The organism is Luteolibacter pohnpeiensis (genome assembly GCF_016595435.1).
Lineage (GTDB): Bacteria > Verrucomicrobiota > Verrucomicrobiia > Verrucomicrobiales > Akkermansiaceae > Luteolibacter > Luteolibacter pohnpeiensis.
This window is the reverse complement of sequence record NZ_JAENIJ010000001.1, coordinates 83,503-96,345: the sequence shown is the minus strand read 5'-3', so window position 1 is coordinate 96,345 and position 12,843 is coordinate 83,503. Positions and strand designations below refer to the sequence as shown.

The 12,843-nt window shown below is 55.2% G+C and carries 14 protein-coding genes; 5 read left to right on the top strand and 9 right to left on the bottom strand.

Going from position 1 to position 12,843, the window contains the following annotated elements:
* The 6 genes from JIN85_RS00390 to mutL form a co-directional block, all read right to left on the bottom strand.
* Positions 1–1,047 (bottom strand): hypothetical protein, encoded by a 1,047-nt coding sequence (locus tag JIN85_RS00390; protein ID WP_200266451.1) that lies wholly within the window; start codon positions 1,045–1,047, stop codon positions 1–3.
* The gene (locus JIN85_RS00385) at positions 1,044–1,589 is read right to left on the bottom strand and encodes a hypothetical protein (RefSeq protein WP_200266450.1); all 546 of its coding nucleotides are present in this window, start codon (positions 1,587–1,589) and stop codon (positions 1,044–1,046) included. The genes JIN85_RS00390 and JIN85_RS00385 overlap by 4 nt, the downstream gene beginning before the upstream one ends.
* A gap of 38 nt (positions 1,590–1,627) precedes the next feature.
* Entirely contained in the window at positions 1,628–2,476 is an 849-nt protein-coding gene (locus JIN85_RS00380) for a hypothetical protein (RefSeq protein WP_200266448.1), read from the bottom strand.
* A gap of 81 nt (positions 2,477–2,557) precedes the next feature.
* Entirely contained in the window at positions 2,558–3,385 is an 828-nt protein-coding gene (locus JIN85_RS00375; protein WP_200266446.1) for a hypothetical protein, read from the bottom strand.
* Entirely contained in the window at positions 3,382–3,894 is a 513-nt protein-coding gene (locus JIN85_RS00370) for a hypothetical protein (RefSeq protein WP_200266444.1), read from the bottom strand. The genes JIN85_RS00375 and JIN85_RS00370 overlap by 4 nt, the downstream gene beginning before the upstream one ends.
* Before the next feature lie 496 nt (positions 3,895–4,390).
* The gene (gene mutL, locus JIN85_RS00365; protein ID WP_200266442.1) at positions 4,391–6,193 is read right to left on the bottom strand and encodes a DNA mismatch repair endonuclease MutL; all 1,803 of its coding nucleotides are present in this window, start codon (positions 6,191–6,193) and stop codon (positions 4,391–4,393) included.
* 211 nt (positions 6,194–6,404) lie between these two features.
* On the opposite strand from mutL, the gene JIN85_RS00360 reads away from it, so the two are divergent.
* Both JIN85_RS00360 and JIN85_RS00355 read left to right on the top strand, forming a co-directional pair.
* Positions 6,405–6,989 carry a TetR/AcrR family transcriptional regulator gene (locus JIN85_RS00360; RefSeq protein ID WP_200266440.1) on the top strand — a complete coding sequence of 195 codons (585 nt, stop codon included), beginning with the start codon at positions 6,405–6,407 and terminating at the stop codon, positions 6,987–6,989.
* Positions 6,990–7,085: 96 nt separating this feature from the next.
* A complete protein-coding gene (locus tag JIN85_RS00355; protein WP_200266438.1) occupies positions 7,086–7,562 on the top strand; it encodes a hypothetical protein in 477 nt (158 codons plus the stop codon).
* Positions 7,563–7,620: 58 nt separating this feature from the next.
* Here JIN85_RS00355 and JIN85_RS00350 read toward each other — a convergent pair whose 3' ends face one another.
* Positions 7,621–8,502 (bottom strand): cation diffusion facilitator family transporter, encoded by an 882-nt coding sequence (locus tag JIN85_RS00350; RefSeq protein ID WP_200266436.1) that lies wholly within the window; start codon positions 8,500–8,502, stop codon positions 7,621–7,623.
* A gap of 190 nt (positions 8,503–8,692) precedes the next feature.
* Here JIN85_RS00350 and JIN85_RS00345 point away from each other — a divergent pair, with 190 nt between their 5' ends.
* The 3 genes from JIN85_RS00345 (at position 8,693) to JIN85_RS00335 (ending at position 11,276) form a co-directional block, all read left to right on the top strand.
* Positions 8,693–10,366, top strand: coding sequence for a DEAD/DEAH box helicase (locus tag JIN85_RS00345; RefSeq protein WP_200266434.1), 1,674 nt, complete (start codon positions 8,693–8,695; stop codon positions 10,364–10,366).
* 328 nt (positions 10,367–10,694) lie between these two features.
* Positions 10,695–10,907 carry a hypothetical protein gene (locus tag JIN85_RS00340; protein ID WP_200266432.1) on the top strand — a complete coding sequence of 71 codons (213 nt, stop codon included), beginning with the start codon at positions 10,695–10,697 and terminating at the stop codon, positions 10,905–10,907.
* Between the two features lie 129 nt (positions 10,908–11,036).
* Positions 11,037–11,276, top strand: coding sequence for a hypothetical protein (locus JIN85_RS00335; RefSeq protein WP_200266430.1), 240 nt, complete (start codon positions 11,037–11,039; stop codon positions 11,274–11,276).
* 7 nt (positions 11,277–11,283) lie between these two features.
* On the opposite strand, the gene JIN85_RS00330 is transcribed toward JIN85_RS00335, so the two are convergent.
* Positions 11,284–12,099, bottom strand: coding sequence for a hypothetical protein (locus tag JIN85_RS00330; RefSeq protein WP_200266428.1), 816 nt, complete (start codon positions 12,097–12,099; stop codon positions 11,284–11,286).
* Positions 12,100–12,109: 10 nt separating this feature from the next.
* Complete coding sequence (locus JIN85_RS00325) at positions 12,110–12,835, bottom strand: hypothetical protein (RefSeq protein WP_200266426.1); 726 nt, start codon at positions 12,833–12,835, stop codon at positions 12,110–12,112.
* Between the last annotated feature and the right edge of the window lie 8 nt (positions 12,836–12,843).

The window sequence follows — 12,843 nt, the reverse complement described above, 5'->3', positions numbered from 1 at the left end:
TCATTCCAGACCACCAACCAATCCTTGCACCTGGATCGCTGACTTGTAGTCGAAGGTGACATGGGCGAGTTCTAGCTTACCAAAATATGGATTGTCCGCCCAAAGCTCAATCGTCCACTCACCGTCTGAAGTGATCACACGACTCAAATCGGATTTGCTGCCAGTGAGTTCGATCGATTGTGGATTATCCCATGAAGTGTTGGTCCAGCCGATCGGCATTTGCACCACCGTCTTTGTCGCTTTTGTCTCATCGTAAGCGCCCTGATAAACTTGCACGGTAATACCTTCCTGCGGGTAAACATCCTGCGCCGTGAACGTCATTTCCGGTAATGCAAATTTGATCGATTCGCCCTCGGTGATTCCTGAAATTTCACCGGTCACCACTGGCAGGATTTGGATGGTCTTGGAATCCAGCTCAGTCGGCGGCACATCTCCATCTTGGACGGAAAATACGGAAAACCGCTCCTCACCCCAGACCTTCATCCGTTCAGCACCCGGAACGACCGTGATGTCACGATCATCCTCGTAGGTCTTGTTCTCAGTCAAAGTATCCTTCGAATGCAAAATCGCCTGATCGGGCTGATTTGCCGCCGGACCACCTTCACCATAGGCTTGTTTATGGTGAACATAAGTCACTTGCTTCGCCGCAGTTGGTGCCTCTGAATCAGCAACGAGATTCTGAACCGTTGTATAAACCTTGAAGGGTTGATCCGCCCTGGTACGGACCAGTCCCTCTTTGCTGAATGGATCCGCGGACTCAATAACAATACTCGCTTTCGGGATGTAGGCACCGACGTAAGCCGTATCTAACAAATAGGCGATCGGGCCGGGAGTCCGGACCGTCCAAAGTTCAAATTTTGATCCGGTACTATCCACCCCCACCTGTGACTGATCTTCCCCTTGTGGATCCACCGGCATGTCCCATTCGACGCCGGACGGCACCTGAATTTGGCGGATGGAATTGGTAAATATCACATCCTCGGCCAGCACGGCCCCGGTTGAAATCGCGGCGACTGCAACGCAGAATAGGACCTTGAATGTATTCATGGTTGGCTGCTTTCGCTATGGGTTTCCAGCGGTTTCAACATTGAGATCGGCCCGCCCTGATAAGTTGCGACAACCATGTTGATTTCCTTACCCAATCGATTCGCCACATTCGCGGCTAACGGCTCCTTGCCTTCGGCTTGGGCCATGGTCACCTCTTGAGTGACAATCCAGCCGCGATTGGCGATTTGGAACTCCCGCCAGGTGACGATTTTCGCGCCATCCTGCATGCCAATCCGATCCGCGATGGATGCCGGAATGTGCAACACCGCTCCCTTCGGCACCAGTGTCGCCATGCCTCCGAAGCAGAGGATGGTCGATCGATCTAACAGATTTTTCGGTCGCGAACCTTCGGATGGATCGGAAGAATCGGCTGATTTCGATTTCTTCTGAAGATCGCGCATCTCGGTCTGCAGCAAGCGCTGCGCGAGCTCCTGCTCAGTCACTTTGGTCACCGTCTTCGCCGGCTGAACCGGAGCGACAGGCGTCTGTCCAAGCACCAACGATGGCCCAAGTGCGAGCAAGCTGGATAACAGGAATTTCATCGACTTTTCAGGAAATGGATCGCCCTAAGGCGACCCGGCTACTGTTTGGTAAAGGTCACGATCAAGGCCAAGTCCTGGAGATCGAAACCACCGTCGTTGCGATCCGTATGGGTCAGTTCCATCAGATAGATCACATCTTTCGGGCCGATTTTGATCCGCCCTTCCTCATCCAGATACGGCTTGATGAAACTTTCGATCGTCGGCTGCTGATAAAGCGGAACCGTGGTTGGCGGAACGTCACCATTTACCAATGCCACGACGTTGTAGTTGCCATTCGTGGTCGTGTAGAAATGAGACCAGAGACTCTGGAAGTAATAACGTCCGCCAAAATCGACCTTGTTCCCTTTGGAAAGACTCTTCGAGTAGATGATGGTGTTAGGATTTACCTGATCCTGGGTGTTGTAGAAAATCCGGGAATAGGACCCGCCATTGAGGCTGATTCTAGCTTCGGTTGGCACCCACTGCCATTTGAGGATCTTGCCCAGGGAGTCCGTCCAGACAGCCTTCACCGAGGCTCCGATCACACGAACGTCCATGTTGACAGGAACCTTTGCGCAAATCGTGCCCGGCTCCTCGATTTCCACCAAATCGGTGACCACCTCAGGATAGGTGATGCTCCAGGTGAGTTGTGGCTTTACCCCTTCCCGGACCCATCCGGGGCTGGCAGTCAGACTGCCAACGGGGAGCTGCAATTCGCTGGAATCAGCGAAGCAATTTGGCGACAAGCATGCGCTTGCCAAAGCTGCCGCAAAGGCAGCCAAGTGGCTGGTATTCATCTCGGGGGGAGGTTGTTGGGGGGGATTGCCAAGCTCAGTCAGGTTCACCAACAGGCTGGGCGTGTTGTCATGGGACGCATCAGTCGTAGAAACCTCAGGATCTTTTTTCAATAAAGATTTGAACGCGATCGCGTAATGGTGGTCGTCAGTGGTGATGATCCGAGACGATCGGCGCGGATCAGCTATTGAGCATCAGCGCCTCCAGGGCCCGACTGGCACTTCGTAGTCTTCGACAAAACGCCACTCGACTTCCTCGCCACTGCGCAATCCGAGAAAATCCCGCACTGCCGGGCTTAAATCGATTCCCGCTGCGTTGTTTCGATTCAATCGCGGCCTTTCCTGGCCAAAAACATACTGCCAATGATCTACGACAAACGGTCCGACATCCTCCCACTGGGCATAGCAGACCCTGCCCCCTCGATGAATTTCGACCCAATGCCCTTTGCAAACCGAGATGCCATCGCCGCGATATTTCTCCCAGAACCAGGGAATGACTTTGGATGCTTCTTCCCGGTGCTTTCCGCCAGATGTTAGATCATTGTAAGGCAGAGCGACATAAAATGAGTTTTGCTGGGGGACAAACCCCGCAGGCGCATATCCATCACGAGCCAACGGGTCATCATACCCACCAAAATTTGCCTGCCAGTTCGGATCCCAAGCACTTTTGGTGTTCGCGGTAGGATTATTTTCACTCGGTTGCTCGCCGACCCAAAACACGGTTGCCACCACGTGCCGCTTCCAGTCCTCGGGCTTATGAAATGGTCCGCGTGGGGTCTCGATCACAGGCCGCGCCACCTCTGGCACGCCGAACGGATCCAGCAAACCATGAATCGCTTCGCGCCGATTTACCAAAAATTCATCATGAGCCGCAGCCAGCCGAACTTCCATCGGGCCAGCCTGCAGTGATCCCGCCGCCAAGGCGATACAGCCGATGATCGCCCGGCGGGCATTCTGGAAATTTGGCAGCCTCATGTCCGTCAGCGTTTTAGCGAATCGGACGATCGAAACAAGAAGGATCATCCTGTAATGCCCATACCCCCACCCCGAGAATGAATCGGCGGAAGAGCGAATCGGGCGATGATCCATAACACCGCAGCGACCGAAAATAAAGCGATCGCAATCCACATTGTCGACCTTGCGCTGATTACAAGCGGCTCAAGATCCCGCCACTCATCCGCAAAAATCACATTGAGGCTCTTTTGCTGGAAGGTCACCGACATTGCCTTTGGGTTCCGATAAATTTGAACCACTTCCCCTCGTGCCTTTGGTTGTGAGAAATATTCGTATTTCGACGAATCGACTGAGAACGTGATGCTCTCACTCCCAATGAATCCTTCAAGGCGATATCCGGACGTCCCATCCGGATTGGATTCTTTGCTGACCCCATGAACGACGAGGTCTTGCTTGATATAGTCGTCATAGTGACGAATCACGAACCAATCCGACGCGGAGGTCGCCCCAACAAATAGCGAGAAAAATCCTGCCAGCGCAGTGAGTATCCATAGGAAGATTTTAAGAATGGCTTTCACTACAAGTTAGCAAAACATTTGCACTCACCGGTGTAAACTCGAACCCCTACCACCATCATGACACCCCGTTGGGGTTGAATAGGGGGGATGTTCAACCCAGGGCGATGCCCTGGGCTATCTCATTTCGCCCCGATTGGGGCGACACCGTTTCATCAATGCGTGATTCCGTGGGGATTTCGTTCAACATCGCTCTAACAGCACACTCGGAGTCCTCCGGATAAACTCGCCTCCAATACCACCATCATGACACCCCGTTGGGGTTGAACGGGGAGGCATATTCAACCCAGGGCGATGCCCTGGGCTATCTCATTTCGCCCCGATTGGGGCGACACCGTTTCATCAATGCGTGATTCCATGGGATTTCGTTCATCATCGTTCTAACAGAATCACCATCTCCCATCTCCCCAACGGGGTGAAATGCATTAGCCCAAGGTGCAACCTTGGATACAAGCCCCCCACGAAAACCGAGCCCCAACGGGGCGACATTCTGATGCGCTCACCCCGCTCCGCCAAATCGGCGCTGCAGCTCGCTCAAGCTGAACTCGGTCAATGTCGGCCGTCCATCAGCGGCGCAATACGGCAGATCACAACGGAAAAGCTCATCCAACAAACCATCGATCTCCGCCAATTTCGGACGCACCAACCACGAAGCACGTTTCGCCAGAATTTTCGCCAGACGCTCGAAGGCAAACCGCTTCCCAGGCGTTGCCTCGTGCAACAATTCTTCGACCAACTCTTCCAAAAACGGACGCGGCTCGGAAACCGGCAGGCAAGCCGGCAAACTCCGGACCTGCACGGTATTGCCGCCAAATCCGTCCAATTCCACTCCCGCGTCCGCCAACGCATCCCGCTCGCGCAACAGCAAATCCAGGTCACGCGGGTCCATCTCTAACAAAACCGGCACCAACAATCCCTGGGTTGCCATGCTTCCGGACCGGCACGCCAGCATGGCCTCATACAAGATCCGCTCTTTCGCTGCTTTCGGATCTAAAACCACAAGACCGTCCTCACTTTCCAGCAAGACATAGCGCTGATGCAACATCGCCATCACCTTGAACCTCGCGCGCGGCGATGCCATGGTTTCCACTGCTTTGGATTCAGCCGGTTCTACGGGAAGTGCAGTAGATTTCACATCAGGTTCAGACTTCACCACCGACTGCTTGGGCGGCGACCACTTCAATTCGGGCTGAACGTTTTTAGCGCTGAAAACAGGTCGTTGCGGCACTCGCGAAGCGGCAACGGATCGGGTCGGCAAATCAACCGCAGGCGACTCCACCCGCGTCACCGGCACAGGCGTCGCACTTTGGACGGGAGGTTTGAGCCCCGCAGTCACCGATTCCAGAATGGCGTCTCTCAAATCCAGCGGCCGATGAAATCGCACCTCGCGTTTGGCGGGATGAACGTTGACGTCGACCAACCCCGGTTCCAGATCGATCCACAGCCATGCCGCCGGATGCAGACCATCCGCGATCGCGCCGCGAAACCCTTCTGCCAATGCACGGGAAATCACCGCATCCTCGACCGGCCGACCGTTGAGAAACACAAACTGATGCCGCCGCCCCTTGCGCGCATGTTTGGCTGGCAGCACGAAACCCTCCACGGACACCCCGTTGCCATGCCCGATTGGTAAGGAAATGAGCTCCCGCGCCAACTCAGTGCCAACGATCTGCCGCACGCGATCCACGGCTTTCGCCACCGGCGGCAAATCGAAAATGCTGCGATCATCGCGCCGCAAGCGAAACCGCACCCACGGTGCCGCCAGCGCGTGCAAGCGCACCTGATGCTCGACGTGCGCCGACTCCGTGCTCTCCGCGCGCATGAATTTCCGCCGCGCCGGCATGTTAAAAAAAAGCGACTTCGCCTCGATCTGGGTGCCCGGCGCGCCACCCGCATCGCGCACGTCCCGCAGCTTGCCACCATCGACGGAAATTTCGGTACCGGAGACGGCATCGGTTTCCCGGGTCACCATGCGAAAACGGGAAACGCTGGCGATGCTCGGCACCGCTTCACCGCGAAATCCAAGGGTCCGCACCGCCGCAAGGTCACTGGATTCGCGCAGTTTACTCGTCGCATGGCGCTCCAGTGAAAGCAGCGCGTCCTCGCGCGACATGCCGCAGCCATCGTCCGACACCCGGATCAAGGCCGCACCGCCTTTGTCGACATCCACCCGGATTTCCTTTGCTCCGGCGTCGATGCTGTTTTCAACCAGTTCTTTCACCACCGAAGCCGGACGTTCCACCACCTCCCCCGCCGCCACCTGGCTGGCGAGAATATCGGAAAGGACTCGGATCTTCGGCATCGCCCCGCCACTTAACCGCCCTTAACGAACCGGATCAACCACTGTCCGCAGGGATTTCGCCCAAACATGGGATTGGGTATCACCGCAAACCCGACCAATGATTCATGCGCACCGTCTTTACGGAGGAGGCCTTCAGCCAACACAAACGATCTTCAAATCTTCCCAAGAAAATTTCGATTGCAATCTACCTATCAGTCGGTAGATTTCATTCATGACCAACTTGTCTTCCACCGCAGACTCCATCCTTTCCAGCGCACGGGAGCTGATCGTTGCGGGGGGCTACAATGGGTTTAGCTATGCGGATATTTCGGCTCAGGTCGGGATTCGCAAGGCCAGCATCCATCACCATTTTCCGAGCAAAGCAGGATTGGTGGTGGCTCTTGTTTCGCGCTATCGGAAGGAAGCCGAAGCAGGATTGGCTCAACTTGAGCAGCATGTGAAAAATCCCATCGATCAGCTCAAAGCCTACACCGGATACTGGGAGAAATGCATCGCGGACGCGACCGCTCCGTTTTGCATCTGCGCGTTACTGGCTTCACAAATTCCGGTTCTGCCTGAGGAAGTGGTGATTGAGGTCAGGTCTCATTTCCAGATGCTATCCAAGTGGCTGACTCGCGTGATCGAACGAGGCGAGGAGCTTGGCGACCTCAAACTGTCCTCCTCCGCGCAAACTGAAGCGGAAAAGTTCATGGCGACACTTCACGGAGCCATGCTTTCAGCCAGGGCCTACGGTGATGCCTCCATCTTTAGCACCATCGTTCATGCCTTGATCGATCGCCTGACGCTCCATTCTTGATCTTGCCTAAAAAACGAAATGCATAACTCTCATTGTCAAGTCTACCTACTGGTAGATAGCTTGAATCCACAAAACTGAACCACAAGAACCACGAATATGTTTGGAATCTCACCACTTGGATGGGTGCACACCCTCAGTAGCCTGCCCGCCATCCCAGTCGCCATCTACATGCTTGCCCGAAAAGGTCGAATCGTGCCGCGATCCGTGCCCGGGGTCGTCTATTTCATCTGCATGTTGCTCGGAGCAGTCACGGTTTTCCCGATTGCCCATCAGAACGTCAGCCGGGTCATCGCAATCCTGACGTTATTGTTATTATTCGCCGGTTACACCGTGGGTAAAATCGGTTCGCTGAAACGCGCCGGCGTTTATCTGGAAACGATTTTCCTGAGCATGACCGCGTTTTTACTGTTTCTGCCCACCGTTTCCGAAGTTTTACGGCGGGTTCCCAATGGTCATCCGATCGTCACCGATTTGAAATCGCCACTGCTGCTCGGCACCCAGGCGGGCTTGCTGGTAGCACTGATCCTCGGTGTGAGCGCTCAGGTCGTTTATCTACGGAGGCAGAATCCGTAAATGGCATGAAAAATCACCGGTCCGTATCTCCACCCCCATGCGGACCGGAATTTCGCTCTCAAACCTTCCGCGCTTCTTCCCAAACCTCTTCCTCGTGCTCGGCGGATTTCGGTTCCAGGTGGGAAATCACCCGGCCATCCGGATAGAGCAACGCGGCAACAGCCGACTCCACCTCAGTCGCCTGCTCGTGAGCTTTGCCGACGGTTAAATGATCGTCGAAAACCAAATGAAACTCCACCCAGTGGGTGCGCCCGGAGTGGCGATGGCGGAAATTATGATAACTCAGGCCGCGCTTGGAGACTTCCGTATCCAGCAGCTCACAGATTTGGCGCTCCATTTCCAAATCCGCCTCATCCAACAAGCCTCCAAAGCTTTGCCGCATCAGTTTCGCGCCCGAGCGCAGGATGTTGAGCGCTGCAATCGTCGCCGCGATCGGGTCCCACCACAACCAACCGGTCCACCAGATCAATCCGATCGCTACCAGAACGGCGATGCTCGACCAGACATCTGTCAAAACGTGGATCCCGTTTGCCTTGATCAATGGCGAGCCACTGCGTTTTCCCATTCTCACCAAGGACAGGCCCAAGATCAGATTGATCACGGCCGCCGCTCCAGTCAGCAGCGCACCTATTCCTAGATTCGACAGGTGAACACCGGAAAAAAACTGCCGACCGGCTTCGCTCAGAATCAGCAAAGCCGCGGCGGCGATCATCGCCCCTTCAAAACCGGAAGATAGAAAAGCGACTTTGTCGTGACCGAAGTGGTGAGTCTCATCCGCCGGTTTATGAGAGAATCTCAGCGCCCAGACCGCGAACGCCACCGCCAACAGGTGCACCACCGACTCCGCCGCGTCGGAATAAATTGCCGAAGAACCGGTCAAAATCGCCGCTAATCCCTTGGCAATCAGTAAAACCACCGCTGCAGCCAACGACCAATTCATTACCCTCTTTTGTTCCTCGTAGCTGGCCACGGCGCGAGCATCCCCGATCTTCCCGGATCTGCAACCCGGAATCTTCGATCGGCAGAAACTGCATTCTGTGCTTGTGTTCTTGACGAAAACAGCGATTGCCTCTCCCTCCCGCGCCGTCCGATCTGACTTTCACGCCGCAACACGTACCATTTTATCTTCCATGGACACCCCTCCCTTTTCTGAACTCGGCCTGCCGCAGGAACTTCTCGATGCGATCGAAGCTCTCGGCTACGAAAAACCATCCCCTATCCAAGCCAAGTCCATTCCACCAGCCTTGGAAGGAAAAGACATTCTCGGCTTGTCCGCCACCGGCTCCGGTAAAACCGCAGCATTCTCCCTGCCCGCACTGACCAAACTGGACGTTCAGGCGAGTTACCCACAAGTCCTCATCCTTTGCCCGACCCGCGAACTCGCGGTGCAGGTTTGCGAAGAAGTCCATCGCCTCGGCTCGAAGATGAAAGGCCTGCACGCAACGCCGGTCTACGGTGGTGCACCAATCGATCGCCAACTTCGCGCACTCCGTTCCGGAGCGCAGCTCGTCGTCGGCACCCCTGGACGCCTACTCGACCATTTGCGTCGTGGCTCCTTTGACCCATCGCACATCAAAATGGCGATTCTGGACGAGGCGGACCGCATGCTCGACATGGGCTTCAAGGATGAAATGGACGAGCTTCTCGGCGCTTTGCCAGAAGCACGCCAAACCTTGTTCTTCTCCGCCACGATGAACCCCGGCGTTTCGCGCCTGATCAAGAGCTTCGGCAACACGCCGGAAATCATCGAGATCGAGCAAAAAGCCCGCACGGTTTCCACCATCGAGCAATCCTACTTCGAGGTTCGCCAGCGTTCCAAGGTCGAGGTTCTTTCACGGATTCTCGACATGAATCCGCCGCGGCTCGGCATCATTTTCTGCAACACCAAGCGTTCGGTCGACGAGTGCACCGAAGACCTGATCAATCGCGGCTACGCGGCAGACCGTCTGCACGGCGACATCACCCAGCAAATGCGCGAGCGGGTGCTGAAGCGCTTCCGCGACGGATCGGTTGAGCTTTTGGTCGCTACCGACGTCGCTGCACGCGGTCTCGACATTGATGAAATCGACATCGTCTTCAACTACGACCTCCCCACCGACCCCGAGGACTACGTCCACCGGATCGGCCGCACCGGTCGGGCCGGACGTTCCGGACGCGCGGTTTCGTTTGTTTTCGGCCGGGAAATCTATCGCATGCAGGCGATTGAGCGCTACACGCGCCACATCATCACCCGCGAGAAGATCCCATCGGTTGAGCAAGTCGAAGGCCGCCGCGCCGATCTGATTTTTGACGCACTCAAGGAGCGCCTCGAGGGCGGAAAATTTGAATCCCATCAGGAAGCCATCGACCGCCTGCTCGAGCAAGGCCACACCCCAACCGACATCGCCGGTGCCTTGGTCACCATGCTGCGCGAAGCCAGTGGCCGTGAAGGATCGATGATCGAGGAAGATCGCGAGCCGGAACGCGGTCCGCGTCGTCAGAACACCCGGAATACCCGCGATCGCGAAGCAGGACCACGCCCACCACGTGGCCCGCGCAATTCCCAAGGCAGCGAAGAAGGCATGGCCCGGCTATTCCTTTCCCTCGGCAAAGGCCAGGGACTGCTGCCAAAGGATATCGTCGGCATGATGTATCGCGAAGCCGGCGTACCGGATGGCACTCTCGGCCGGATCACCCTGTTCCCGAAGCATACGCTGGTCGATGTCCCATCCGAAGTCGCCGATCAAGTGATCCAACGCACCCGCAATTCCAAGCTGCGCGGAAAAACCTTCCGCATCGACTACGACCGCGGCCCTAACAACTAAAGGAACCCGTTCCATTTCTTTTTCTCCAAAACTCGGCATCGAAACGGATGCCGAGTTTTTTTCATTTATGAACTGATCTTCAGCAATTTACGTTTTTGAGTATCAAAAGTCCTTTTTCCCAAAGCTGAGCAACGCGAAGCAACGAATTCCAATCGGCATCCCACGTGCTCAATCGTTGGGTCAGCAATCCGCATTTTGCATCAAACGGTTGGAAGGAAAAATTTAAATCCAACGACAATCGACTCGCCATTTCGTTCAAAAATAATATGATTTTTGAATATCCGAGCAACCGACAGAGGAGGAGAGTGAATTTATTGCATTTCCTCCGTTGATACACCTGCTTTCCGCTTCTGAGGAAAGCTTGGGTAGAGCGTTGACGGAAAAAGAGGTGATCCACATCGCACATGCCATGGCGGCTTCGCGGATCAAATCCCATACGCTGCAGGCTTCGTGGGAAAATTGCGATTTTGTTGACGAAATCGAGCCCGACTGCGCCTGGCAGGAATGGCAGATCGCTCGGTTGAAGCTGATGAAAAATTGAACTGCGGCAAATACCGCTTCCGGTAGCGATAGGCGGTTGATTTCACGAGCGGCTGAGCAGTCCTGATTTCGCCATGTTATGAACGGATTCGTAACTTGCCGCTTTTTTGGGATTTTGATAACGTAACCTATGCAATCTCTAAAAGTTACCTCAAAATTCCATATTCATCCCAGTGATCGGCATGAATCGATTCAACTGATTCCATTCGGCGATTTGCCAGCCGGTATGAGCATTGAGCGCTCGATCATCGTGCTTCAGGGGCCAAGCAAAGCCACCGCTCCACGAGAAGCCATGGACTTGCCATCTTATCAATCCTGGCTGCGCCGTATCCGCGACGAAGGCTGGCAGGCGCAAGAGGTCCGATATTGATCACCCGCTATTTCCGGCAAAGATCCGCCCACTTTCTGGCGGACTCGAAACCTGGAGTTTCGATGACTAACTCTGTAATACCCATCGAGTTCGAGAGATAGACCGAGGTAAAGGGTGCATCGTCGATCCGGTTTTCACGAATGACCATCGAATAGCAAATTCCCGGATCGATCTCAATCATCGAGGATTGATCCTCACCTGCTACGCCAATCCGCTCATCACCGACCAAGAGTTCACTCGGCATCATTTCGACGCCGAACTGAAACGATTTGGCAACGGCGCGGCAGTGAAGAGAGCGGCGGGACCGGATGGCATCCGCAAAAATCAGCGCGATCGGACTGTTTCCGGGCGCTTTGCGACGGATTTCGGCAGCTTCTTCACAACATGGACACTGATGTGGCTTGGCAAAATGCTTTAGGCGCCACTTTTCATACTGCTTTGCCGTCAACTCACGGGCCGGATGTTTGGCCAGACCTTTGCGAAATGCGTCACGCTCACTGCTGTTGCCGATCGCCGCAAACGATAGCGCGCTCGGTTCGTCCCGAGCGGCCACTTCCAATGTCAGGCAAGGCCGCAACGGATGGTCGACCTCGATCGCGTGCACTACCTGAACTTGAGGCATCCACACATGGAGGTTTTGCTCTGGAAAACAAAACCAATCGTCATCCGATAAGAAGGAGTCGCTCATCGGAACCACCGTTGTGATTTCAGCCATGGGAGTCCTCCCGTTCAGATACAGCGGGACGCCGCAGTAGAGGTTTTCCAGAACCGAGTCAGCGGGGGCCTCAATCAGATGATAGCGGGTTTTGGCGAGAGAATGCATCGCTTGGTTTTCAAATGGAGTGAAATAATTGCGCGGTTTGGCTGCCAATGTGATCGAGTCGGAAGCCAGCGGCATCCACGTCCGCATAGACGATGTGGTTCCGCTTCCGATCCGCGATTCGGATTACCGTTCCTTCATGATCGATGAAGGATGGACTGAAACAGGCATCGCATTGCATTGTCGGCGTTTTCACCTCGACCGCCAATAATTGGCAGGAATGAAGAATTTCGCATGCCTCATCCAATCGGTTTTCGACTGTGGGTGCCTTTGCCTTCGGTTGCTCCCATTCATCTAGCCAGGCACCTGCCCCAAGTTGCCGACTTTGAGCACAATCGAGTGCGACTCCATCAAAATCCGCGATCATTTTCCGCACAGCGGGTGATCCCCAATCGTGTCCTACCAAACGAACCGATAGATCAGCGGGCCGCCCATCGACCGCGAAAGCCAAAATCGGGCACTGATCCGAAAACTCCCGAATGATGAATGCATGCTGCTGGACCTCCAAGTTGGTGCGAAGGCCGCTGACCGCATCATGAAGGACGTTCCAATCCCCCGCCTTTTCACGGATGTGAAGGCCGAACCGGGTGGCTTTCGCCACCGTCAGACCGGGGCTGCGCAGAATCAGCGTGGAAGGGCCGATGCTGCACAGGTGATTGAGAATCTCACCGATCGGTCTGCGAAGGCGGTAAGCACAATTGCAGCCGCCTCCTCGCTCGCTCTTCCAGGAACAGAACATGCCTGGAA